Here is a 22,008-nt window from a genome sequence, read left to right as displayed (position 1 = left end):
GATCGTGCCTGGCTGCGGTTTTGTAGGAGCTGCCGAAGGCTGCGATCTTTTTGGTGTGTTGGTTAGGTTTCTGTTGGAGTCTGGCAATGCCGCTACGCGAAGAATGTCTATGGGAAATACTGACGCCGCAAAGGCCTGACAATACGGCGCTCAAGGGCGAAGTAAAGGTTGATGTCTGCGTCATCGGCGCCGGCTTCACCGGGTTGTCGGCGGCGGTGCATCTGCTGGAACAGGGCAAGACAGTTTGTGTACTCGAAGCCCATCGGGCCGGTCACGGCGGTTCCGGGCGCAACGTCGGCCTGGTCAATGCCGGGATGTGGATTCCTCCGGATGAGATCGAGGCCGGTTTCGGCAAGGCGGTTGGCAGCCAGCTAAATCGCATGCTCGGTGGCGCTCCGGCCCTGGTGTTCAGCCTGGTCGACAAATACAACATCGATTGCCAGTTGCGCCGCGAGGGTACGTTGCACATGGCGCACAACGGTCGGGGCGAAGCCGACCTGCGCAGTCGTGAAGAACAATGGAAACGTCGCGGCGCACCGGTCGAGTTGTTGACCGGCCAAGCCTGCGAACAAGCCACGGGCACCAAAAAGATTGCCGCGGCGCTGCTGGATCGGCGTGCCGGCACCCTCAATCCAATGGCCTACACCTCGGGCCTGGCCAAGGCGGCCGCTGATCTTGGTGGTCAGGTCTTCGATCACTCCGCGGTCACTCGCCTGGAGCGCCAGGGCCAGAAATGGTCAGTGCAGACCGCGCAGGGTTCGGTGTTGGCCGAACAAGTGGTCATCGCCTCCAACGCCTACACCGAAGGCGACTGGACCGAACTGCGACGCAATTTTTTCCCCGGCTACTACTACCAGGTCGCCTCAGTCCCGCTGACCGAAGAAGCCGCGCAACAGATTCTGCCCGGCGGCCAGGGTTCCTGGGACACCCGCCAGGTGCTCAGCAGTATTCGCCGGGACAAGGACGGCCGACTGCTGCTCGGCAGCCTGGGCAACGGCAATCAGAAACCGGTGTGGTTTCTCAAGGCCTGGGCGGACAGGGTTCAGCAGCACTACTTTCCTTACCTCAAGCCGGTGGAATGGGAATGCACCTGGACGGGTTGCATCGCCTTCACCCCGGACCATCTGATGCGTCTGTTCGAACCAGCGCCCGGAATAGTGGCAGTCACTGGCTATAACGGTCGGGGCGTTACTACCGGAACTGTCGTCGGCAAGGCCTTTGCCGATTACCTGTGCAACGGAAACCCTCAAGCGTTGCCGATTCCCTTCGCGCCCATGCAACCACTGGCAGGTGTGGGGTTGCGTAGCTGCTTGTACGAAGCAGGCTTTTCGCTGTATCACGCGGGTCAGTGCCTGCGAATTGTCATTTGATTGTTGAAAGATGTTACTGAAAAGCGGCGCTTTTTCGAGCAGCGACTAGCCTGTAATGGTGCGGGTTGTAGCAGTCCCGCACCAGTGGTGTGCAGTTCGGTGACGCACGTTGTTACAGGCTGGTTGCACGTCGTTTGGCGCTACGGTTGCAATGATGGCGCGCGTGGGTTGCGCCTTCAGAAATATTTGGTTTTACCTCTCGCGGTTTAGACGGTTGCACGCCCAATGAAGTCGGGCTCAAAACAGTCGGAATAACAATAACTCAGCGACTTTTTCAAGAATAAAAAACCGATGGCACGGCCCTTGCTCTGAGCATTCAGTGAAGTTGCAGTGCCAACTAAAAAAAACCTTGGAGCACCACCTCATGTCCCAGACGTTTTACAAGAAAGGCTTTCTGGCCCTCGCAGTGGCAGCTGCGCTGGGTGTTTCGGCGTTTGCACAGGCTGATGTGAAAATCGGTGTGGCGGGTCCCATGACAGGCGCCAACGCGGCATTTGGCGAGCAGTACATGAAGGGTGCACAGGCAGCCGCCGACGCGGTCAACGCAGCGGGCGGCGTCAACGGGGAAAAAATCGTCCTGGTGAAGGGCGATGACGCCTGCGAACCGAAACAGGCTGTGACGGTCGCCAAGGACCTGACCAACCAGAAAGTGGCAGGCGTGGTCGGCCATTTCTGCTCCTCATCGACCATCCCGGCCTCCGAGATCTACGACGAAGCGGGCATCATCGCAATCACCCCAGGCTCCACCAATCCGCAGGTCACCGAGCGCGGCCTGAGCGCGATGTTCCGTATGTGCGGGCGTGACGACCAGCAGGGCATCGTCGCTGGCGATTACATCGTCGACGTGCTCAAGGGCAAGAAAGTGGTCGTGCTGCACGACAAGGACACCTACGGCCAAGGCCTGGCTGACGCGACCAAGGCTCAACTGGTCAAGCGCGGCGTGACCCCGGTGCTGTATGAAGGCCTGACCCGTGGTGAAAAAGACTTCAGCACCATCGTGACCAAGATCCGCGGCGCTGGCGCCGATGTCGTCTACTTCGGTGGCCTGCATCCGGAAGCCGGTCCTCTGGTTCGCCAACTGCGTGAGCAAGGTCTGAAAGACGTCAAGTTCATGTCCGATGACGGCATCGTTACCGACGAGCTGGTCACCACCGCTGGCGGTCCGCAATTCGTTGATGGCGTGCTGATGACCTTCGGCGCCGACCCGCGCATGTTGCCAGACAGCAAGGCGGTAGTGGATGCATTCCGCAAGGCCGGTACCGAGCCTGAGGGCTACACCCTGTACGCCTACGCGTCAGTGCAGACCCTGGCTGCAGCCTTCAACGGCGCCAAGTCGAACAAGGGCGAAGAAGCTGCTGCCTGGTTGAAGAAGAACCCGGTCAAGACCGTCATGGGCGAGAAGACCTGGGACAGCAAAGGCGACCTGAAAGTCTCCGACTATGTGGTTTACCAGTGGGACAAGGACGGCAAATACCACCAGCTGGAAAAACAGAAGTAAGGGCTGACACGATCAGCTGACCCACAGTTCTCCTGTGGGAGCGAGCCTGCTCGCGATGACGGACTGACAGGCAACACATTCGTTGAATGTTAAACCGCTATCGCGAGCAGGCTCGCTCCTACAGGGGGCGGTGGTGTGTCGGCTGATTCTGGCTGACATTGCTCCCACGTATATCTGTATTTTCCTTAGAAGAACCGCACACCCCGGGTGTGCAGGTTCTCACTGCGTGAGATTGCGTTATGGATGGTATTTTCCTGCAGCAACTGGTCAACGGCCTGACCCTCGGGTCGGTCTATGGCCTGATCGCCATCGGCTACACAATGGTCTATGGCATCATTGGCATGATCAACTTCGCCCACGGCGAGGTTTACATGATTTCCGCTTACCTCGCGGCGATCAGTCTGGCTCTGCTGGCATACTTCGGTATTGAATCCTTCCCGCTTCTGATGCTCGGTACACTGATCTTCACCATCATCGTCACGGCGGTGTACGGCTGGGTCATCGAGCGCGTTGCCTACAAACCCCTGCGTAACTCCACCCGACTGGCACCGCTGATCAGCGCCATCGGCATCTCCCTGATCCTGCAAAACTACGCACAGATCGCCCAGGGCGCCAAGCAACAAGGGGTGCCTACCTTGCTCACCGGAGCCTGGCGTGTCGATATCGGCACAGGTTTCGTGCAACTGACCTACACCAAGGTTTTCATTCTGGTCGCAGCGTTTGCCGGGATGGCCCTGCTGACCTACATCATCAAGTACACCAAGCTCGGCCGCATGTGCCGCGCGACCCAGCAAGACCGCAAGATGGCCTCGATCCTGGGGATCAACACCGATCGGGTGATTTCCTACGTGTTCATTATCGGTGCAGCCATGGCGGCCCTGGCTGGCGTGCTGATCACCATGAACTACGGCACCTTCGACTTCTATGCCGGCTTCATCATCGGGATCAAGGCGTTCACCGCCGCGGTACTCGGCGGCATTGGCTCGCTGCCAGGTGCGATGCTCGGCGGGATCATTCTCGGGATCTCCGAGTCGCTGTTCTCAGGCCTGGTCAACTCGGACTACAAAGACGTCTTCAGCTTCTCGCTGCTCGTTATCGTTCTGGTCTTTCGGCCCCAAGGCCTGCTCGGCCGTCCTCTTGTGTCGAAGGTGTAAGCGATGTCTTCAACCACTAAAAAAACCATTGATCTCAAAAGAAGCCTGGTTGACGCGATTCTTGCCGGCCTCGTTGCCCTGATTGTGTTCGGTCCGATTGTCGGCGTGGTCCTCGACGGCTATGGCTTCAACCTTGAACCCAAACGCGTGGCGTGGATCGTCGCGATCGTCATGGCAGGTCGCTTTGCCCTGAGCCTGTTCCTCCAGACGCCAAAGGGCCTGAAAATCCTCGAAGGTTTCGAAAGCACCGGTTCGGGGGTGCACGTGCTGCCGCCGGACTACAAATCGCGGTTGCGCTGGATCATTCCGATTCTGATTGTCGTGGCCGTGGTGTTTCCGTTTTTCTCCAACTCCTACCTGCTGGGCGTAGTTATCCTTGGCTTGATCTATGTCCTGCTCGGGCTTGGATTGAACATCGTGGTCGGCCTGGCCGGCCTGCTTGACCTGGGTTACGTGGCGTTCTATGCCATCGGCGCCTACGGCCTGGCACTCGGTTACCAATACCTCGGGTTGGGTTTCTGGACGGTACTGCCGCTGGCGGCGATTACGGCGGGGCTGGCCGGTTGCATCCTCGGCTTCCCGGTGCTGCGACTGCACGGTGACTACCTGGCCATCGTGACCCTGGGCTTCGGTGAAATCATCCGCCTGATCCTCAATAACTGGCTGTCGCTGACCGGCGGGCCCAACGGCATGCCGGCTCCGCTGCCGACGTTCTTCGGCCTGGAGTTCGGCAAGCGGGCGAAGGATGGCGGGGTACCGTTCCACGAGTTCTTCGGCATCGCCTACAACCCGGACGTGAAGTACTACTTCATCTATGCGGTGTTGTTCCTGGTGGTACTGGCCGTGTTGTACGTCAAGCATCGGCTGGTCAAGATGCCCGTCGGTCGCGCCTGGGAAGCCTTGCGTGAAGATGAAATCGCCTGTCGCTCGATGGGCCTGAACCACGTACTGGTCAAGCTTTCGGCGTTCACCATTGGTGCGTCGACTGCAGGTCTGGCCGGGGTGTTCTTCGCCACCTACCAGGGCTTCGTCAACCCGACTTCATTTACCTTCTTCGAGTCGGCACTGATCCTCGCCATCGTGGTGCTCGGTGGCATGGGCTCGACCATCGGTGTGGTGATTGCAGCCTTCGTGCTGACCGTCGCGCCAGAGCTGCTGCGCGGCTTTGCCGAGTATCGCGTGCTGCTGTTCGGCATCCTGATGGTGTTGATGATGATCTGGCGCCCGCGTGGTTTGATTCGGATCAGTCGTACGGGTGTGACGCCGCGTAAAGGAGTAGCGCCATGAGCGAAGTCGTTCTCTCGGTCGAAAAACTGATGATGCACTTCGGCGGCATCAAGGCGTTGAGCGATGTCAGCCTGAAAGTGCACCGCAACTCGATCTTCGCCCTGATCGGCCCCAACGGCGCAGGCAAGACCACGGTGTTCAACTGCCTGACCGGCTTCTACAAGGCGTCGGGCGGCAAAATCGAGCTCAACGTACGTGGCCAGCACACCAACGTCATCCAGCTGCTGGGCGAATCGTTCAAGCCCACGGACTTCGTTTCACCGAAATCCTTCCTCAGCCGTATGTATTACAAGATGTTCGGCGGCACCCACTTGGTAAACCGTGCCGGGCTGGCGCGAACTTTCCAGAACATTCGCCTGTTCAAGGAAATGTCGGTGCTGGAAAACCTGCTGGTGGCCCAGCATATGTGGGTCAATCGCAACATGCTGGCGGGCATCCTCAACACCAAGGGTTACCGCAAGGCGGAAAGCGATGCCCTGGATCACGCATTTTACTGGCTGGAGGTGGTGGACCTGGTGGACTGCGCCAACCGCCTGGCCGGCGAGCTGTCGTACGGGCAGCAACGTCGTCTGGAAATAGCCCGGGCCATGTGTACGCGGCCGCAGATCATCTGCCTCGACGAACCCGCCGCCGGTCTCAACCCTCAGGAAACCGAAGCGCTGAGCGCGATGATCCGGCTGCTACGTGACGAGCATGATCTGACCGTGGTGCTGATTGAACACGACATGGGCATGGTTATGAGCATTTCCGACCACATCGTAGTGCTGGACCACGGCATCGTCATTGCCGAGGGCGGACCTGATGCGATTCGCCACGATCCGAAAGTGATTGCCGCCTACCTGGGCGCTGATGAAGAGGAGTTGGTATGACTCAACCGATCCTCGAACTGAAGGAGCTGGACGTGTTCTACGGGCCGATCCAGGCCCTGAAAAAAGTCTCGCTGCACATCAACGAAGGTGAAACCGTGAGCCTGATCGGCTCCAACGGAGCCGGCAAGTCGACCCTGCTGATGTCGATCTTCGGCCAGCCGCGCGCGGCTGACGGGCAGATCATCTATCAGGGCGTCGACATTACCCACAAGTCTTCCCATTACATCGCGTCCCATGGCATCGCGCAGTCGCCGGAAGGCCGCCGCGTGTTCCCCGACATGACCGTCGAGGAAAACCTGCTGATGGGCACCATTCCGATCGGTGACAAGTACGCCACTGAAGACATGCAGCGCATGTTTGAGCTATTTCCACGGCTCAAGGAACGTCGCACCCAGCGCGCCATGACCATGTCCGGGGGCGAGCAACAGATGCTCGCCATCGCGCGTGCGCTGATGAGCCGGCCGAAGCTGCTGCTGCTTGATGAGCCGAGCCTGGGGCTGGCACCGATCGTGGTGAAGCAGATCTTCTCGACCCTGCGCGAACTGGCGAGTACCGGCATGACCATCTTTCTGGTCGAGCAGAACGCCAACCACGCGCTGAAACTGTCGGACCGGGCGTATGTGATGGTCAACGGCGAGATTCGCCTCTCGGGCACTGGCAAGGAGCTGCTGGTGAACGAGGAGGTGCGTAACGCTTATCTGGGTGGGCACTAAACCTTAGCGTCAAATGAAAACGCCCTGACGAAATCAGGGCGTTTTTTTTCGCCCGCGCAGTCCTGTAGGAACTGGTAGGAGCTGTCGAGTGAAACGAGGCTGCGATCTTTTGATCTTGTTTCACAAGAATCAAAATCAAAATCAAAATCAAAAGATCGCAGCCTGCGGCAGCTCCTACAAGAGCGGCGATGTCAGTTAAAGGGAAATTGTGGAAAACAATATTCACGAGCTCTGAAACCGCGACATAAAGCCGCTGCAAATAGTTGTTTTGTCACAGTTTTGACTTGTCCCCGTTTGCTGTGGAACTGACTGTGAATAACGTGGGAGTAGCTGGCTGAGAGCCTCTGATTACGTGGCTTTCGGGGTTGTGGTTGTTTTTTGATCAGGCATTTTTACCGGCCTGCCGCCCGGCTTTGTCAACCTTTTTATTGGCGGTGAAACCCGACTGAAACTGCGCAGCGCAGCCTGTGGATAAGTCTGTGGTTAAACTCTGGAAAGACTGCGCTGAAGGCCGTGGTTACTGGCTTGGAGCCATCGCCGATTACAGCCACCCATCGTGCAAAATGCCTTGAGCTACAACGCCAGCCTTTGGGGGTCAAGCAAAAAACTTTGCTAGCTGCCCGCAAAGCCTTATACACAGCGGCTTCCAGCATTTTTACTTGCCCCCGGAAACTGTGGGCCCGCTTGTGGATAACCTGCGTGTACATGGCTGCGAGCCACAGCCTGTATGGCGTTGCCGCTGCTGATCATTTTTTGCACAGTTTGCGGTGGTTGCCGCTGTGGGCCAGGCCGGGCATGCTGCCTGCTGATTTTCTATTTCACAGGCTGCTCATTAGCCGAAGCAAGGAGAACACGATGTCCAACACCCTGTTTATTACCGGCGCCACGTCCGGTTTTGGCGAAGCCTGTGCCCGTCGTTTTGCCGAGGCTGGCTGGAAACTGGTGCTGACCGGCCGTCGTGAAGAGCGCCTGGATGCCCTGTGCGCCGAATTATCCAAGCAGACTGAAGTGCATGGCCTGGTACTTGATGTACGTGACCGCAAGGCCATGGAAGACGCCATCGCCAACCTGCCGCCAGCGTTCGCCAAACTGCGCGGCCTGATCAACAACGCGGGCCTGGCGTTGGGCGTCGACCCGGCGCCCAAGTGTGATCTCGATGACTGGGACACCATGGTCGATACCAACATCAAGGGCCTGATGTACAGCACGCGCCTGCTGTTGCCTCGGCTGATCGCCCATGGTCGTGGCGCCGGGATCATCAACCTGGGCTCCGTCGCCGGAAATTATCCATACCCGGGCAGCCACGTGTATGGCGCGACCAAGGCCTTTGTCAAACAGTTCTCCCTGAACCTGCGTTGCGACTTGCAGGGCACTGGTGTGCGCGTGAGCAACATCGAGCCGGGCCTGTGTGAAAGCGAATTTTCGCTGGTGCGTTTCTCCGGTGACCAGGAGCGTTACAACGCGACTTATGCTGGCGCCGAGCCGATTCAGCCGCAGGACATTGCCGACACCATTTTCTGGGTGCTGAATGCGCCGGCGCATATCAACATCAATAGCCTGGAGCTGATGCCGGTGAGCCAGACCTGGGCCGGGTTTGCCATTCATCGCGATGGTGGCAAGGCTTAAGACCGGGTTACGGCCATCGCGCGCAAGCTTTGCTCCCACAGGGTTGTGTTTGACCTGTGGGAGCAAAGCTTGCGCGCGATGGGGCCGGGACAGGCGATACACATTCAAAAAGGAGTTCAGGTGACAAACCGAGGTGAGCAGTCACTGCTCAAACAATCGACCATTCTGATGTTGGCCGTGGCGATCGCCGGGATCGTCACCGGTTTTGTTTCGGGTGCCCAATCCATCCTGTTCGATGGTTTTTTTTCGTTGATCGCGACCTTCATCAAGGTTCTGATGCTCATCACCGCCAAGCTGATCGCCAAGGAGAGCAACGAGCGTTTCCAGTTCGGCTTCTGGCACCTTGAACCCATGGTGTTGCTGATCGAAGGCAGCTTCCTGTTCCTGATCGCCATCTACGCCTTTCTCAACGGAGTGTTTGGCATCATCAATGGCGGGCGTGAGATCGAGCTCGGCCTGGTGATCATCTACGCCGCAGTATTTACCGTCGTCGAATTCGCCTATTTCTTCTATGTCCGGCACCGCAATCGCAAGCTCAAGTCCACCCTGATCCAGTTCGATAACATCAGCTGGCTGGTGGACGCCATGCTCTCGGTGGGTTTGCTGGTCAGTTTCCTGATCGCGCTGCTGCTCAAGACCCAGGGTTATGACGAGTGGGCGGTGTACGTCGATCCGTTGATCCTGATCGTGCTGGCGTTGAGCATGCTGCCGGCGGCCTTCAAGATCCTCGCCCCGGCGTTGCGTGACGTACTGGGGATTGCGCCGGATAAACTGGATGACAAGGTGCGCCAGGTGATGGAGGTGGCGAAGGTAGAGCATGGATTCGACGACTACATTTCCTACGTGCAGAAGCACGGGCGGGCGTGTTTTATCGAGATCCACGTGGTGTTGCCAGCGGATTATCCACTGGCGAATGTCGGGCAACTGGATGCCTTGCGCGAAGAAATTTCCGCGAAGCTGGGCAGGGCGGACGCGGCGCGGTGGCTGACTATCAGCTTCACCGGGGACCGCAAGTGGATAGCTTAATGGGCTGAGGGCCTCATCGCGGGCAAGCCTTGCTCCCACAGGATCAGCGTTGATTCTGAATCATGTGCAATGTACCAGCCCTAGGGGCCCACAGATCAGTGTCTATTCTGAATCATGAGCAGTACACCAGTTCTGTGGGAGCAAGGCTTGCCCGCGATGGCGTCCTGGCAGTCAGCGCAAATACTCGACCAGCCCGCGGTAACAGGTCGCCAGATGGTAAGGCGTGGTCGAAGGCATGTCCTTACGACTCACTTCGCCCCGTTCATCCCGACACTCGTACCAGCCCCCCCCATGGAGAAAGTCCTGCTGCAATGCCAGTAGCTGAAGGTGCACGGAGGTTTCGGCATCCGGGCGCAGGGTCAGCGCGCGCAGATACTCCGCCTGGGCCCAGATTCGTTGGGTCGCGTCCTTCGCAGTGCCATCAAGGTTGAGCATGGCTTTTACGGCATGGGACGACTGCTCAACCCCTGATTGCTCGGCGTAGACAAATGCGCGCTCAAGGGAGCCGTGCAGTTCTGAGCCGCGCAGCAGTGACGAAGACTCCAGCAGGAAATACCACTCGAACTGATGCCCCGGTTCATACCAGTTATCCACAGCTCCCAGCGGTTTCTCCATCAGCACACCGTGCTGCGGATCGATGAAGTGTCGCTGCATGGCTGTGCATAACTCGACGAGCTGTTCCTGGACACGAGGCGCAGATCGAAACGACAGAGTGGCAAGAAATGCTTCGGCGAGGTGCATCAGCGGATTCTGCAGGGCGCCACTGTTCAGCGATGACCAGTCGCGCTCAAGGCTGGCTTCATACAGACCGTCGTCCGTGGCAAAGCGCTGGGTGATGACGTCCAGTACGGAACTGAGCACTGATTCCACTGACGTTTGATGGACCTTTTCCCAGTAGTGCGCGCAGGCGAACAGGATGAAAGCGTGGGTATAGAGATCCTTGCGCTGGTCCAGTGGCGCGCCGTGCGGGTCGATGCTGTAGAACCAGCCACCGTGTTCGGCGTCGTGGAAGTGCCGCTGCAGGGAATCGAATAGCTGCGCGCTGCGCTCTTCGGCACCCCGCACGTGGCCCATCAGGCTCGAGAACAGATACAGCTGTCGCGCACACGCCATGGCCCTATAGCGCTGGGGCGGCAGAGGAACATGCTCGCCATCCAGGGCTTCGTAGGGCAGTTCCAGTTCAGCGTTCCAGCCGGGGCCCTGCCACAGGGGCACGATCACTTCCTGGAAATGCTGTTGCACCGAGGCGAACAGTGCGGTCAATTCTGGCTGGGGGGCGGAGCGGGAAACAGGCGGCATTGGCTGGCGTCGTCACGGCAGGGTCGAGTGCGCGACATGTTAGCAGGCCTGAGAGATGTGGTGTCTGTCAGGCCCTCATCGCGGGCAAGCCCGGCTCCCACAGGGTCCGGGCTAGATATTGATTTTGTCTCGGCCAGGCCGCCATCGCGGGCAAGCCTTTCTCCCACACACTGGCACAAATCCTGTGGGAGCTGAGCTTGCTCGCGATGAGGCCCGACCAGGCAATAGAGAACTCAGCCAGCCAGCAACCAGCCCCCAGTCACCGCCGAAGCCGCACCTGCCAATCTGACCAGCGGCGCTGCCGCTTGCGGCATCACCCTAACCAGCGCATATCCCGCGGCATGCAACGCCGCCGTCGCCATCACAAACCCGGCCGCATAGGCCCATGGGCTGGACATGTCCGGCAATTCCAGACCATGTGCCACGCCATGAAACAAGGCGAACAACGCCGTGGCACCAACCGCCATGCTCAACGGCGGACGAACCGCCAGCGCTACCGCCAGACCCAACGCCAACACCGACGCCGCGATCCCGCTTTCCAGCGCCGGAAGATTCAGACCTTCAAAGCCCAACACCCCGCCAAGCAGCATGGTGCCGACAAAGGTGCAAGGCAGCGCCCAGCGCGCGGCGCCTTGCTGCTGCGCAGCCCACAGCCCGACCGCAACCATCGCCAGCAAGTGATCGAGGCCGCCGATCGGGTGGCTGATCCCCGCGATCCAGCCATTATCGCCGTGTCCCGGGTGGGCGAAGGCGATGGCGGGCGTCAGCAGCAGCGCGACGGCGCCGAGAATGCGTTTGAGTGTCATGGATAAAGCTTCCTTGTTGAAGTATTGATTTGATCAGGCCGCCGTCAGCAGGCCCTGGCGCTCGATGAAGGCGATGATTGCTTCCAGGCCCTGGCCGGTTTTCTGGTTGCTGAAGACGAACGGCTTGCCGTTGCGCATGCGCGTGGTATCGCTGTCCATCAAGGTCAGGGAGGCGCCCACCAGCGGCGCGAGGTCGATCTTGTTGATCACCAGCAAATCGGACTTGCAGATGCCCGGACCACCCTTGCGTGGCAGCTTGTCGCCGGCCGATACGTCGATCACATAGATGGTCAGGTCGGACAGCTCCGGGCTGAAGGTCGCCGACAGGTTGTCGCCGCCGGACTCCACCAGAATCAGGTCCAGCCCGGGGAAGCGCCGGTTCAACTGGTCCACGGCTTCAAGATTGATCGAAGCGTCCTCGCGGATCGCCGTGTGCGGGCAGCCCCCGGTTTCCACGCCGATGATGCGCTCCGGTGCCAGCGCTTCGTTACGCACCAGAAAATCGGCGTCTTCGCGGGTATAGATGTCGTTGGTCACCACCGCCAGGTTGTAGCGATCGCGCAGGGCCAGGCACAGCGCCAGGGTCAAGGCGGTTTTGCCGGAGCCGACCGGGCCGCCGATGCCGACGCGCAGGGGTTGTGCATTCATGTGATTCTCCTAGGAACGGAATAGACGGCTGTACTGGCGCTCATGGGCCATGCAGGCCAGGGACAGGCCGAAAGCGGCGCTGCCAAAATGTTCGGGATCGCGCTGCGTCGCGTTCTGCTGGGCCTGCTGCAGCAATGGCAGCAACTGGCTGGTAAGACGCTGGGCGGCTTGTTGACCAAGGGGCAGGGTTTTCATCAGCACCGCCAATTGGTTCTCCAGCCAGCTCCATAACCAGGCGGCCAGGGCATCTTGCGCACTGATCTGCCAGGCGCGAGCAGCCAGCGCCCAGCCGAGGGCCAAGTGTGGTTCGGGGCGTTGTGCCAGGAAAGCGCGAGCCGGCACGTCGAGCTCTGGCAAACCGTTGAGCAATTGCTGCAGGGAGTAGCCCATCTGCCGACTTTCCTGGTGCAATTCGCGGGTTTCCCGACTGGCGCGGTGTTCCTCGCAGCGTTGCAGCAATTCGCCCCAATTCTCTGCGGCAGCCGCCTCGCAATGCGCCAGCAACAACGGCGCCTCGAAACGGGCCAGGTTGAGCAGCAATTGGTCGCTGATCCAGCGACGGGCGCTGTCCGGATCGCTGACCCGGCCGTTTTCCACCGCCATTTCCAGGCCCTGGGAATAGCTGTAGCCACCAATCGGCAACTGCGGACTGGCCAGGCGCAGCAGCGCCCAGGCGGGGTTCATATACGCACGCCAAACTGGTGCAGTTTTGGCGGGTAGTTGAAATCTTCGTCGCCATGGCGCGAGTGATGGTGGCCGCCGCCATAGGCACCATGTTCCGGTTGAAAGGGTGCTTCGATGGCCTCGACCGTGGCATCCAGTTGTTCGAGCATGGCCTTGAGCACATAGTCGTCGAGCAGGCGTAGCCAGCCATTGCCGATCTGCAGGGCAACGTGTCGATTGCCCAAGTGATAAGCCGCGCGAGTCAGTTCGAAAGCGTTGGCGCAAGTCACGTGCAGCAGTTGTTCCGGGCGCGCGCACACCCGCACGATGCGTCCGTCCTCGGCCTGCAGGCATTCACCATCATGCAGCGGTGGTTGTCCGCGTTCGAGGAACAGCCCGACATCTTCAGCCTCGGCACTGAAACAGCGCAGCCGGCTTTTGCTGCGGGCTTCGAAGGTCAGGTGCAACTCGGCGGCCCAGAGGGGTTGAGGGTCGATTCTGCGATGAATCACCAGCATCGAAAGGCTTCCAGCAATGAACGGTGTTCAAGCTAGAGCAAGGGGCTTGCCAGATCGGCGCGGTGTAGGAAATAGCCGTCAGATACGTAGGAAGTTTCCTAGGGTGACGACAATTTTGGATGATACTGGTGCGCCATTTTCATCGCCGCACCATATTGAAGCGCCTTCAGCGAGGCGGGTTATTCGGTGCTGCCCAGTCCTTGCCAGTGCTTGAGCCCGATAAAAATAAAGCGCAGCTGCTGGGTGATCTTCGCCTGCGGGGTGAGGTGATCGGGCAGCGCTTCGGCTGGCGGATCGATGATATCCGGCAGAGTTGCAAATACGCTTTTGACGATCAGGTCGGCCATGACGTGGAGGTCGGCAAGGTCCAGGTGCGCCAGTTTTGGCATCAAGGACAGGTCCGACGCCAGATCGGAGCTGATGTCTTCGCGCAAGCGGCCAATGGCCAGGCGCACCGGCAAAGAACCGCCGTATTGCTCACGTGCGAGAAACAGGAACTGTGAGCGATTGGCCGACACGACATCGAGGAATATGCGCACCGACGCATCGATGATGCCGCCCATGACGAACTCGTTGTGGCGCACCAGGCGGATGGTTTCACGGAAGGTCTGGCCGACTTCACTGACCAGCACCAGGCCCAGTTCATCCATATCGGCGAAATGCCGATAGAAGCCGGTCGGCACGATGCCAGCGGTTTTCGCCACTTCGCGCAGGCTCAGGCTGCCGAATCCTCGGCCGCATTCCATCAGGTGGCGGGCAGCGTCCATCAGGGCATTGCGGGTCTGTTGTTTCTGTTCGGCGCGGGGCAGCATCGGCGGGGATATTTCTGGACAGGGACAGCGACGCACTCTAGCAAATCGGCTTTGCCTGCGTCGAACGACTATCGAGGGGTAATGCGGGATTTTCTGCTTTCAGAAAGTCAAAAGCCCAATCCGAAGACTGGGCTTTTTTTCGAGGCCGCCATGGGCTCAGCTCAGGGCGCTGTTGCGTTCGATTACACGGTCACCACCACCTTCGGCAAGAGTCTGGCCTTGTGGAGTGCGATCGGAACCGTCAGCAGCAAGGGTCTGGCCTTGTGGGGTGCGATCGGAACCGTCAGCGGCCAGGGTTTGACCTTGTGGAGTGCGATCGGAACCGTCAGCGGCCAGGGTTTGACCTTGTGGGGTGCGATCGGAACCGTCAGCGGCGAGGGTCTGGCCTTGTGGAGTGCGATCCGAACCGTCCTGGGTGATCAAGCCCTTTTCTTTCAGGCGATCATTACCACCTTCGGCCAGGGTCTGGCCCTGTGGAGTGCGGTCGGAACCGTCGGCAGCGATGGTCTGGCTGAACACTGACTGGCTGCTTTTGACCTGTGGGGTGGCCTGGTCAGCAGCGGGCAGAGCGAAAGCGGTGCTGGCCAGCATGGAAAGGGTAAGGCTAAGAAGTAATTGGCGTTTCATGATGGGTTGCTCCTTGGGAGGGCGATAAAGTGGGTACGAGGGCAATGCTACTCTCGATAAGTCGATATAAAAGTTCATAAACGCAATGGTAATAATCAACGGAATTGATTGTTCTGCGGAATGGCTCTAAACCGGGCGTTTCCGGGCGGTGTTTTTGCACCGAGGTGGGTATTTTCGACTCACCCGTGCCGCGTAAAAGTGCGGTGTCGGTAACGCCTTATCGAGGGGGCAGTCTGTCGCGCACCGATTATTTGAGGATTAATCAGCTTTGCGGTTAAACCTGCGGGCCGATTTTCAGTCGTAGATGTCATGGCAGGTCGTTTGTGGCCTACGGTTTTCATAGGTGCGTCGCGGTCAGGGCGCTCAGTCGTATCAAGGAGCCCTGTGCAATGACGCGCACTCGTAAAGTAATTGCCTGGACCCTCGCCAGCCTGATAGTCCTGCTGGCAGTGTTGGTCCTGATCATCGTGTTCTTCGACTGGAACCGGATCAAACCCCAGCTCAATGCCAAGGTGTCTGAAGAGCTGTATCGGCCGTTCGCGATCAATGGCAACCTGGCAGTCGTCTGGCGGCGCGAGCTCGAAGAAGGTGGCTGGCGCGCCTGGGTACCATGGCCGCATGTGGTGGCCGAGGATCTGAGCCTGGGCAACCCCGACTGGTCGAAGCAGCCGCAGATGGTCACGCTCAAGCGTGTCGAGTTACGCATCTCGCCCCTGGCCCTGCTGGCCCAGCGCGTGGTGATTCCGCGAATCGACCTCACCGAGCCCAATGCCGACCTGCAGCGCCTGGCCGATGGCCGTGCAAACTGGACATTCAAATTCGACCCGAAAGATCCCAACGCCGAGCCGTCGAGCTGGGTGGTGGATATCGGCGCGATCGGTTTTGACAAGGGCCACGTCACCCTCAACGACCAGAGCCTGAAGACTCAACTGGATGTTCTGATCGACCCGCTGGGAAAACCGATCCCGTACAGCGATATCGTCGGCGCCAAGGCGGCGAAGACCGCGCAGGACAAGGGCGCAGCGCCGCTGGACTACGCGTTCGGGATCAAAGTCAAAGGTCAGTACCATCAGCAGCAACTCGATGGCGAGGGCAAAATCGGCGGTTTGTTGGCGCTGCAGGATGCGAACAGGCCATTCCCGCTGCAGGCCAAGGTCAGGATTGCCGATACTCGCGTTGAACTCGCCGGGACCCTGACCGATCCGTTGAACCTCGGCGCCCTGGATTTGCGCCTGAAGCTGGCAGGCGCGAGCTTGGGCAACCTGTACCCATTGACCGGGGTCACGCTGCCGGACACTCCACCCTATGCCACTGATGGTCACTTGATCGCCAAGCTGCATGAGCCGGGCGGGGCGGTATTCCGCTATAAGGAGTTCAACGGCAAGATCGGCGAAAGCGATATTCATGGCAGCCTTGCCTACGTCGCCAGTCAGCCCCGGCCCAAGCTCAGTGGCGCGCTGGTCTCCAACCAGCTGTTGTTCGCCGACCTCGCGCCGCTGATCGGCGCCGATTCCAACGCCAAGCAAAAGGTTCGCGGCGGCGAAAGCAAGCAGCCGACGGAGAAGGTGCTGCCGGTCGAGGAGTTCAAGACCGAGCGCTGGCGCGACATGGATGCCGACGTCGAATTCACCGGCAAGCGCATCGTCCACAGCGAAAAGCTGCCGTTCAACGACCTGTACACCCACCTGGTGCTGACTGATGGAGTGCTCAGCCTGGAGCCCCTGCGATTCGGCGTGGCGGGAGGCAAGCTGGATGCAATGATTCGCTTGAATGGTCGCACCAACCCCCTTGAGGGCCAGGCAAAGCTGACTGCGCGGGGCTTCAAGCTCAAGCAGCTGTTCCCGACTTTCGAGCCGATGAAAACCAGTTTTGGTGAGCTCAATGGAGATGCGGACATCACTGGTCGTGGTAATTCGGTATCCAAGCTGTTGGCGACCTCCAACGGCAATTTGAAAATGCTGATCAACGATGGCGCCATCAGCCGCGAGTTGATGGAGCTGGCCGGGTTGAACGTGGGCAACTATGTAGTGGGCAAGATCTTTGGCGACAAGGAAGTGAAGATCAACTGCGCCGCTGCCGACTTCGACATCAAGACCGGATTGGCAACCACCCGCCTGTTCGTCTTCGACACCGAGAACGCGATCATCTATATCGATGGCACGGCGAACATGGCGACCGAGCAATTGGACCTGACCATCACCCCTGAATCGAAGGGCTGGCGCTTGATCTCCCTGCGTTCACCACTCTATGTGCGGGGCAAGTTCATCAAGCCGGATGCAGGTGTGAAGGCTGTACCGCTGTTGCTGCGCGGTGCGGGGATGGTCGCCTTGGGCGTCATTGCGGCGCCCGCAGCAGGCTTGCTGGCGCTGATAGCTCCGAGTGGTGGAGAGCCGAATCAGTGTGCGCCGCTGCTGGAGCAGATGAAGGCAGGTAAGGCGCCGAAGACGGTGAAGGGCTGATATTGCGTTGCTAGTAGGGATCGTCGTTCTCGGATTGCAGTCCGAGAACGGCTAATAAAAATACGTTGGGTGTGTCAATTTTCCTGTATCGCATTCTGAACATGAAATAATTCAGTTTCAATTTTCCTGCCCAGTTTTTTGATAATCGCCTCTCGGCTTTCGCTGTACTTTTCTTCCAAAAAATTGGCCGCGAGCACTCGAATGTTGTTTTTTTTATCTTTAATGGGTCGTATTTCCGATTGGCTCCACGTGTCAGTGTCGAAGACGTCAGAAGTCTCGAAGCTAATTTGCACAGTCAAAAGAGTATTATTCTGCCGCACTACAGTGAAAGTGAGGGCGGTGGCTTGTGTTTCCTGCGGGGCAGCGCTGGTTCGTAGTTCGTTGAGGTTTAACCTGTCGATAATTGCCTGGGTCACTGGCGAGTCAGTCGGCAGGTTTTGCAGTTCATCAAACGCTTTGGAGAGCGCTTCTTGTTCATAAATGGATCCGGATTGTTCAGTAATCAGTTGCAGGGTTTTCAAGATGCTGGATTTTTTAAATTCTAGTCGTGATGCTTTACGGGTTTTTACAGTCCAGCTCAAGTTGCCTAAAATGTTGACATAGTTGGACCATGTTGACTCAGGGTCATTGCCAATTTTTTGTGCTAGTAGTTGACTATAAAGAATCGAATAGAGTATGTCTTGCTCTATTTCGTCAGGTCGGTCGCCGAGCAGGAGGGTAATGTTTCCGCTGAGGGTATATAGCTTGGTCGGGATGGAGTTCATACAAAAGTCCGGCGCTGGGCGCTGATTCGGAGAAGGCGGAATCGGTGAAGATCCGATTCCGAACTTTATCAATCTGATTTTCTTAATCAAAAATCCAGGTCAAGATCAGGGAGCTGGCCAATGAATTTTTTTGCATTGGCACTGTATTTGGCTTGAAGTTCGTTCTTTACGTCTGCGAAGCGCGTCAGACTCAAGTATGCGCGCACGGCACCTGTCTTGATAATCGTGGATTGTTTGGTGGATTTCCAAAACAGGATCCCCCTTGTACTTTCCCTGGCATCCAGGGATATGCAGTTCAGGAGCATGTTTGGAGCGCCGCTATTGTCAAGCCATACTGGCGAAATATCAAATTTCCTGTTTTTATTTCCATCACTTCCCCTGTCAAATATGGAAATCATCTGAGGTTGGCCCTGTACCGCGCTAACGGCTTGTTTTCCTATGCTGGAGAGCGCACCAGCAGCGTCTTTTCCGAGGATACTTTTTGCCACATCCAAAGCTACTGCGTCCATTGTCAATCCAAAGCCCCTGACAGTGGTTTCGTGCATATCTTTATTTTGCATAACCCAACCCAGGTTAAACAGTCCGTTGACATAAAACCTATACCAGTCAGAAAGGCGATCTTCTTCCGGGAATTTCTTGGATGCGGCATTTTGCATAACCAATTTGCATAGATCGACGTCGTCGATGATGTCCTGGGAGATGCCAGGTAGATAGGCGTCAATGGTGCCTGGTAAAACAGTAGCTGTGGGCTTATCGACATTGTGCACCGGTGCTGCAGCTGCCGGTGCGTTGAAGAAAGATCGCTGTGGGACAGCTATCTGGGGTAGGGAGTCAATAAATTCTAAACGTTGTTCGATTAACATTGAGCGAATTCCTTCTCGAATTAAGTTGTACAACCATGGGTTGTGCGGTCGAGAATAAATCCTTGACGGAATTTATCAACTTGGGATGTGTGACTTGAAATTTTTATTATGACAGGCCGAGGTCTTGCCGCGCTGGGCTGCGACTAGGTCTCGATGTTGGTTATAGGTCTTTTGCACTATCTGCTCTATCATCTGCATGTTTTTACTCCTGAGCCAGGATGTCTTCAAAAATACGCCGGCTAGTTGGATTCTTCTCACCAATGTATTTAATAGTTTCGTGACAACTATCGATGGCAAGGCGTTCAGGGTAATGGCTCCGGCAAAAAAACTTATGTGATTTACGGTTCCTGGCCAGAAGCGCAGGCCCAGGCAGTACACCGACGAGCGCGTCTGGAATGATGTGCTCGACGGGTCGTCGAGTTGTCATCTTCAATGACGATGCTTGGCTGATGTCTTGCATCCAGCCTTACCTCACCCAACTCAAGGATGTCCGCCCATGACGCAAGGTGCCGCGCCGCGCTATCCACTGGTACTGGTCCCAGGAATGCTCGGGTTTGTCCGGTTGCTGCTGTATCCGTATTGGTACGGGATCATTGCGGCGTTGCGCCGGGGTGGGGCAACTGTATTTGCGGTACAGGTTTCACCCCTTAACTCCTGCGAGGTTCGTGGGGAGCAGTTGCTGGCGCGGATCGACGAGATCCTGCGGGAGACGGGGGCCGATAAAGTCAACTTGATCGGCCACAGCCAAGGCTCACTGACCGCGCGCTATGCCGCGGCCATGCGTCCTGATCGCGTGGCGTCCGTGACCTCGGTGGCGGGGCCCAATCATGGCTCGGAGCTCGCTGACTATTTGGAAAAACACTACCCGGCGAACAGCGTCAAAGGCCGCCTGCTCAGCGTGTTGCTGCGCGGGATTGGCGCGTTGATGAGTCTGCTGGAAACCGGTTATCGCGGGCCCAGGCTACCGGTGGACATCCCGGCCTCCCATCAGTCGCTGACGACCGCTGGCGTGGCGCTGTTCAATCAGCGTTATCCACAGGGCTTGCCGCTGACCTGGGGCGGGCAGGGGCCGGAACTGGTCAATGGGGTGAGGTATTACTCATGGTCGGGCACCTTGCAACCTGGCAAGACCGACCGCGGGCGCAATCTGCTTGATGGGACGAATCGCAGTTGCCGGTTGTTTGCCAGAACCTTCGTCAGGGAAATCGGGCATTGCGACGGGATGGTTGGTCGGTACAGCTCTCATCTGGGAATGGTGATTGGCGATGAGTACCCGCTGGATCACTTCGACATCGTCAACCAGTCGCTAGGCCTGGTGGGGAAGGGGGCTGAACCGATCCGGCTGTTTGTCGAGCATGCGGCGCGGTTGCAGGCGGCAGGGGTTTAGTTTCGGGACCGCGTTATCGTTCATCGCGGGCAAGCCTTGCTCCCACAGTAGGAGCGCCACAGTCTGTTGAGCAAGGGTTGCTCCTACTGTAGGAGCGCCACAGTCTGTGGGAGCAAGGCTTGCCCGCGATGGTGCCAGATCAGGCAATGCTGGTCTTGCGGCCCAGCACCGTAGTCCAACGCTCGGAAAGTATCACCCCACCCAAGGTCAACACCCCGCCCACCAGGTGATACAGCGCCAGTTGCTCATGCAACACCACGGCTGCAATCAAGGCGGTTATCAGTGGCAGCAGATTGAAGAACAACGTAGTCCGGCTCGGCCCCAGGCACACTACGGCCTGCATCCAGGCTAATGGTGCCACCATCGAAGCTAACAGGCAGGCATACAGCACCAGCGGGATATTTTGCAGGTTCGGGCCGATTTTCGGCGAAACCATAAACAGCGGGAACAGCACGACGATCGCCACCAGCACCTGCAAATACAGCAATACCAGCGGTGGCAAACGCAGCTGCCACTTCTTCAGCAGCGTGCTGTAGATCGCATAGGCCAGGGTCGCGATCAGCATCATTGCATCCCCCAGGTTCACCCCGTGTTCCAGCAATGCCCCAAGGCTACCGGACGACACCACCACCAGCACTCCGGCGAAAGACAGAACCGCACCGGCCAATGCTCCGGCGGTCAGGCGCTGGCCGAGGCTGGCCATCGCCATCGCCATCGCCAGGGACATCAACGGCATCAATGACAGGATGATTCCCATGTTGGTAGCGGACGTCAGCGTTGCGGCGAAGTACGCCAGGCTCTGGTAGACGGCCATGCCAAGTACGCCGAGCACGAAGATTTTGCCCAGGTTCGGGCGGATCAACGGCCAGTGGGCGATCACTGATTTGAGCATGAACGGGGTGAACAGCACTCCGGCCAGCAGCCAGCGGTAGAAGCCGATCTCGGCCGGAAATATCGCCCCTACGGCGAGTTTGTTGATCACTGTATTACCGGCCCAGATAAAAATCGCGAGCAGGGGATAAGCGTATTGCATCAGAAACAACCAGAACATAAATGAAGAGAGATTATCCCCTGCCTGGTCGCTGTAGATCCATGTCAGCGGGCGTAGTTTGGCAAATCGGCGCAATCAACTTGAAAACAGGAAGGTGTAACAGGCGTTGTCTACACTCCAGCACAAGGCCGCGTTCATTCGTGCGGCGACCAGGAGAAAACTTCATGAAAATGTTGCGTGTCCCTTTGTTGATGATTGGCTTGCTCCTCTGCTCCCAAGGTTTCGCGGCCACCGCCCAGCAGAACAAAATGACCACCTGCAATGCTGACGCTACTGCAAAAAGCCTGAAGGGGGATGAGCGCAAGACTTACATGAGCACCTGCCTGAAAGCAGCGCCAGCGGCCAACGATGACGCCAAGGCACTGACTCCGCAGCAAGAGAAGATGAAAACCTGTAATGCCACGGCGGCTACCCAGGCGCTGAAGGGTGATGCGCGCAAGGCATTCATGAGCGAGTGCCTGAAGAAGAAATAGTTGTTGACCGCACTGGCCTCATCGCGAGCAGGCTCACTCCTACATAGGTCTCGGTTCGCAGGACGCTTTGTAGAAGTGAGCCTGCTCGCGATTAC

Annotated in this window: 21 protein-coding genes and 1 pseudogene; 11 read left to right on the top strand and 11 right to left on the bottom strand. The window is 58.1% G+C overall.

Translation table 11 applies throughout. The annotated features are described in order from the left end of the window. The first annotated feature begins 86 nt into the window (after positions 1–86). The 8 genes from amaA to ACYZTK_RS12605 all read left to right on the top strand — a co-directional run bounded on the left by amaA (position 87) and on the right by ACYZTK_RS12605 (position 9,543). The gene (amaA, locus tag ACYZTK_RS12640; protein ID WP_462014739.1) at positions 87–1,370 is read left to right on the top strand and encodes an L-pipecolate oxidase; all 1,284 of its coding nucleotides are present in this window, start codon (positions 87–89) and stop codon (positions 1,368–1,370) included. A 364-nt stretch (positions 1,371–1,734) separates the two neighbouring features. Continuing rightward, positions 1,735–2,868 (top strand): branched-chain amino acid ABC transporter substrate-binding protein, encoded by a 1,134-nt coding sequence (locus ACYZTK_RS12635; protein ID WP_462014738.1) that lies wholly within the window; start codon positions 1,735–1,737, stop codon positions 2,866–2,868. Positions 2,869–3,107: 239 nt separating this feature from the next. Next, complete coding sequence (locus ACYZTK_RS12630) at positions 3,108–4,022, top strand: ABC transporter permease subunit (protein ID WP_462014737.1); 915 nt, start codon at positions 3,108–3,110, stop codon at positions 4,020–4,022. Between the two features lie 3 nt (positions 4,023–4,025). Further along, positions 4,026–5,309 (top strand): high-affinity branched-chain amino acid ABC transporter permease LivM, encoded by a 1,284-nt coding sequence (gene livM, locus ACYZTK_RS12625; protein ID WP_462014736.1) that lies wholly within the window; start codon positions 4,026–4,028, stop codon positions 5,307–5,309. Then, positions 5,306–6,178 (top strand): ABC transporter ATP-binding protein, encoded by an 873-nt coding sequence (locus ACYZTK_RS12620; RefSeq protein WP_462014735.1) that lies wholly within the window; start codon positions 5,306–5,308, stop codon positions 6,176–6,178. The genes livM and ACYZTK_RS12620 overlap by 4 nt, the downstream gene beginning before the upstream one ends. Next, positions 6,175–6,891, top strand: coding sequence for an ABC transporter ATP-binding protein (locus ACYZTK_RS12615; protein ID WP_462014734.1), 717 nt, complete (start codon positions 6,175–6,177; stop codon positions 6,889–6,891). The genes ACYZTK_RS12620 and ACYZTK_RS12615 overlap by 4 nt, the downstream gene beginning before the upstream one ends. Positions 6,892–7,746: 855 nt before the next feature. Next, positions 7,747–8,517, top strand: coding sequence for an SDR family oxidoreductase (locus tag ACYZTK_RS12610; protein WP_462014733.1), 771 nt, complete (start codon positions 7,747–7,749; stop codon positions 8,515–8,517). Between the two features lie 120 nt (positions 8,518–8,637). Then, the gene (locus ACYZTK_RS12605; RefSeq protein WP_462014732.1) at positions 8,638–9,543 is read left to right on the top strand and encodes a cation diffusion facilitator family transporter; all 906 of its coding nucleotides are present in this window, start codon (positions 8,638–8,640) and stop codon (positions 9,541–9,543) included. A gap of 171 nt (positions 9,544–9,714) precedes the next feature. Here ACYZTK_RS12605 and ACYZTK_RS12600 read toward each other — a convergent pair whose 3' ends face one another. The 7 genes from ACYZTK_RS12600 to ACYZTK_RS12570 all read right to left on the bottom strand — a co-directional run bounded on the left by ACYZTK_RS12600 (position 9,715) and on the right by ACYZTK_RS12570 (position 14,916). Then, entirely contained in the window at positions 9,715–10,842 is a 1,128-nt protein-coding gene (locus ACYZTK_RS12600) for an AGE family epimerase/isomerase (protein WP_462014731.1), read from the bottom strand. 233 nt (positions 10,843–11,075) lie between these two features. Beyond that, on the bottom strand, positions 11,076–11,648 hold the full coding sequence (locus ACYZTK_RS12595) for a HupE/UreJ family protein (RefSeq protein WP_462014730.1): 573 nt from the start codon (positions 11,646–11,648) through the stop codon (positions 11,076–11,078). 33 nt (positions 11,649–11,681) lie between these two features. Further along, complete coding sequence (gene ureG / locus ACYZTK_RS12590) at positions 11,682–12,296, bottom strand: urease accessory protein UreG (RefSeq protein WP_462014729.1); 615 nt, start codon at positions 12,294–12,296, stop codon at positions 11,682–11,684. A gap of 9 nt (positions 12,297–12,305) precedes the next feature. Next, positions 12,306–12,980, bottom strand: coding sequence for an urease accessory protein UreF (locus tag ACYZTK_RS12585; protein WP_462014728.1), 675 nt, complete (start codon positions 12,978–12,980; stop codon positions 12,306–12,308). After that, complete coding sequence (ureE, locus tag ACYZTK_RS12580) at positions 12,977–13,477, bottom strand: urease accessory protein UreE (RefSeq protein ID WP_462014727.1); 501 nt, start codon at positions 13,475–13,477, stop codon at positions 12,977–12,979. Before ureE ends, ACYZTK_RS12585 begins: the two co-directional genes overlap by 4 nt. Positions 13,478–13,656: 179 nt before the next feature. Continuing rightward, positions 13,657–14,289: a TetR family transcriptional regulator gene (locus ACYZTK_RS12575; protein WP_462014726.1), complete on the bottom strand. Its 633-nt coding sequence runs from the start codon at positions 14,287–14,289 to the stop codon at positions 13,657–13,659. 156 nt (positions 14,290–14,445) lie between these two features. Then, on the bottom strand, positions 14,446–14,916 hold the full coding sequence (locus ACYZTK_RS12570) for a hypothetical protein (protein ID WP_462014725.1): 471 nt from the start codon (positions 14,914–14,916) through the stop codon (positions 14,446–14,448). 389 nt (positions 14,917–15,305) lie between these two features. Between ACYZTK_RS12570 and ACYZTK_RS12565 the strand changes: the two genes are divergently transcribed. After that, positions 15,306–17,375, top strand: a complete 2,070-nt coding sequence (locus ACYZTK_RS12565) for an AsmA family protein (RefSeq protein WP_462014724.1) — start codon at positions 15,306–15,308, stop codon at positions 17,373–17,375. Between the two features lie 74 nt (positions 17,376–17,449). On the opposite strand, the gene ACYZTK_RS12560 is transcribed toward ACYZTK_RS12565, so the two are convergent. The 3 genes and pseudogenes from ACYZTK_RS12560 to ACYZTK_RS12550 all read right to left on the bottom strand — a co-directional run. Further along, positions 17,450–18,139: a hypothetical protein gene (locus ACYZTK_RS12560; RefSeq protein WP_462014723.1), complete on the bottom strand. Its 690-nt coding sequence runs from the start codon at positions 18,137–18,139 to the stop codon at positions 17,450–17,452. 86 nt (positions 18,140–18,225) lie between these two features. After that, the gene (locus ACYZTK_RS12555; RefSeq protein ID WP_462014722.1) at positions 18,226–19,002 is read right to left on the bottom strand and encodes a hypothetical protein; all 777 of its coding nucleotides are present in this window, start codon (positions 19,000–19,002) and stop codon (positions 18,226–18,228) included. Between the two features lie 202 nt (positions 19,003–19,204). After that, positions 19,205–19,306, bottom strand: a pseudogene (locus tag ACYZTK_RS12550) (bacterioferritin); the annotation flags it as partial. A 192-nt stretch (positions 19,307–19,498) separates the two neighbouring features. Here ACYZTK_RS12550 and ACYZTK_RS12545 point away from each other — a divergent pair. Then, the gene (locus ACYZTK_RS12545; RefSeq protein ID WP_462014721.1) at positions 19,499–20,389 is read left to right on the top strand and encodes an alpha/beta fold hydrolase; all 891 of its coding nucleotides are present in this window, start codon (positions 19,499–19,501) and stop codon (positions 20,387–20,389) included. 139 nt (positions 20,390–20,528) lie between these two features. On the opposite strand, the gene ACYZTK_RS12540 is transcribed toward ACYZTK_RS12545, so the two are convergent. Further along, positions 20,529–21,422, bottom strand: coding sequence for a DMT family transporter (locus ACYZTK_RS12540; RefSeq protein ID WP_462014720.1), 894 nt, complete (start codon positions 21,420–21,422; stop codon positions 20,529–20,531). 182 nt (positions 21,423–21,604) lie between these two features. Here ACYZTK_RS12540 and ACYZTK_RS12535 point away from each other — a divergent pair, with 182 nt between their 5' ends. After that, a complete protein-coding gene (locus ACYZTK_RS12535) occupies positions 21,605–21,913 on the top strand; it encodes a PsiF family protein (RefSeq protein ID WP_462014719.1) in 309 nt (102 codons plus the stop codon). Positions 21,914–22,008 lie beyond the last annotated feature (95 nt).

Source organism: Pseudomonas sp. LB3P31, from assembly GCF_054897945.1.
The sequence above is the reverse complement of the archived record's forward strand: the minus strand, read 5'-3'. Positions and strand labels throughout refer to the sequence as shown.

Excerpts from the sequence above, each read along its gene's own strand:
- amaA (WP_462014739.1), top strand. The coding sequence starts at position 87 with ATGCCGCTACGCGAAGAATGTCTATGGGAAATACTGACGCCGCAAAGG.
- ACYZTK_RS12635 (WP_462014738.1), top strand. The coding sequence starts at position 1,735 with ATGTCCCAGACGTTTTACAAGAAAGGCTTTCTGGCCCTCGCAGTGGCA.
- ACYZTK_RS12630 (WP_462014737.1), top strand. The coding sequence starts at position 3,108 with ATGGATGGTATTTTCCTGCAGCAACTGGTCAACGGCCTGACCCTCGGG.
- livM (WP_462014736.1), top strand. The coding sequence starts at position 4,026 with ATGTCTTCAACCACTAAAAAAACCATTGATCTCAAAAGAAGCCTGGTT.
- ACYZTK_RS12620 (WP_462014735.1), top strand. The coding sequence starts at position 5,306 with ATGAGCGAAGTCGTTCTCTCGGTCGAAAAACTGATGATGCACTTCGGC.
- ACYZTK_RS12615 (WP_462014734.1), top strand. The coding sequence starts at position 6,175 with ATGACTCAACCGATCCTCGAACTGAAGGAGCTGGACGTGTTCTACGGG.
- ACYZTK_RS12610 (WP_462014733.1), top strand. The coding sequence starts at position 7,747 with ATGTCCAACACCCTGTTTATTACCGGCGCCACGTCCGGTTTTGGCGAA.
- ACYZTK_RS12600 (WP_462014731.1), bottom strand. The coding sequence starts at position 10,842 with ATGCCGCCTGTTTCCCGCTCCGCCCCCCAGCCAGAATTGACCGCACTG.
- ACYZTK_RS12595 (WP_462014730.1), bottom strand. The coding sequence starts at position 11,648 with ATGACACTCAAACGCATTCTCGGCGCCGTCGCGCTGCTGCTGACGCCC.
- ureG (WP_462014729.1), bottom strand. The coding sequence starts at position 12,296 with ATGAATGCACAACCCCTGCGCGTCGGCATCGGCGGCCCGGTCGGCTCC.
- ACYZTK_RS12585 (WP_462014728.1), bottom strand. The coding sequence starts at position 12,980 with ATGAACCCCGCCTGGGCGCTGCTGCGCCTGGCCAGTCCGCAGTTGCCG.
- ureE (WP_462014727.1), bottom strand. The coding sequence starts at position 13,477 with ATGCTGGTGATTCATCGCAGAATCGACCCTCAACCCCTCTGGGCCGCC.
- ACYZTK_RS12575 (WP_462014726.1), bottom strand. The coding sequence starts at position 14,289 with ATGCTGCCCCGCGCCGAACAGAAACAACAGACCCGCAATGCCCTGATG.
- ACYZTK_RS12570 (WP_462014725.1), bottom strand. The coding sequence starts at position 14,916 with ATGAAACGCCAATTACTTCTTAGCCTTACCCTTTCCATGCTGGCCAGC.
- ACYZTK_RS12565 (WP_462014724.1), top strand. The coding sequence starts at position 15,306 with ATGACGCGCACTCGTAAAGTAATTGCCTGGACCCTCGCCAGCCTGATA.
- ACYZTK_RS12560 (WP_462014723.1), bottom strand. The coding sequence starts at position 18,139 with ATGAACTCCATCCCGACCAAGCTATATACCCTCAGCGGAAACATTACC.
- ACYZTK_RS12555 (WP_462014722.1), bottom strand. The coding sequence starts at position 19,002 with ATGTTAATCGAACAACGTTTAGAATTTATTGACTCCCTACCCCAGATA.
- ACYZTK_RS12545 (WP_462014721.1), top strand. The coding sequence starts at position 19,499 with ATGACGCAAGGTGCCGCGCCGCGCTATCCACTGGTACTGGTCCCAGGA.
- ACYZTK_RS12540 (WP_462014720.1), bottom strand. The coding sequence starts at position 21,422 with ATGCAATACGCTTATCCCCTGCTCGCGATTTTTATCTGGGCCGGTAAT.
- ACYZTK_RS12535 (WP_462014719.1), top strand. The coding sequence starts at position 21,605 with ATGAAAATGTTGCGTGTCCCTTTGTTGATGATTGGCTTGCTCCTCTGC.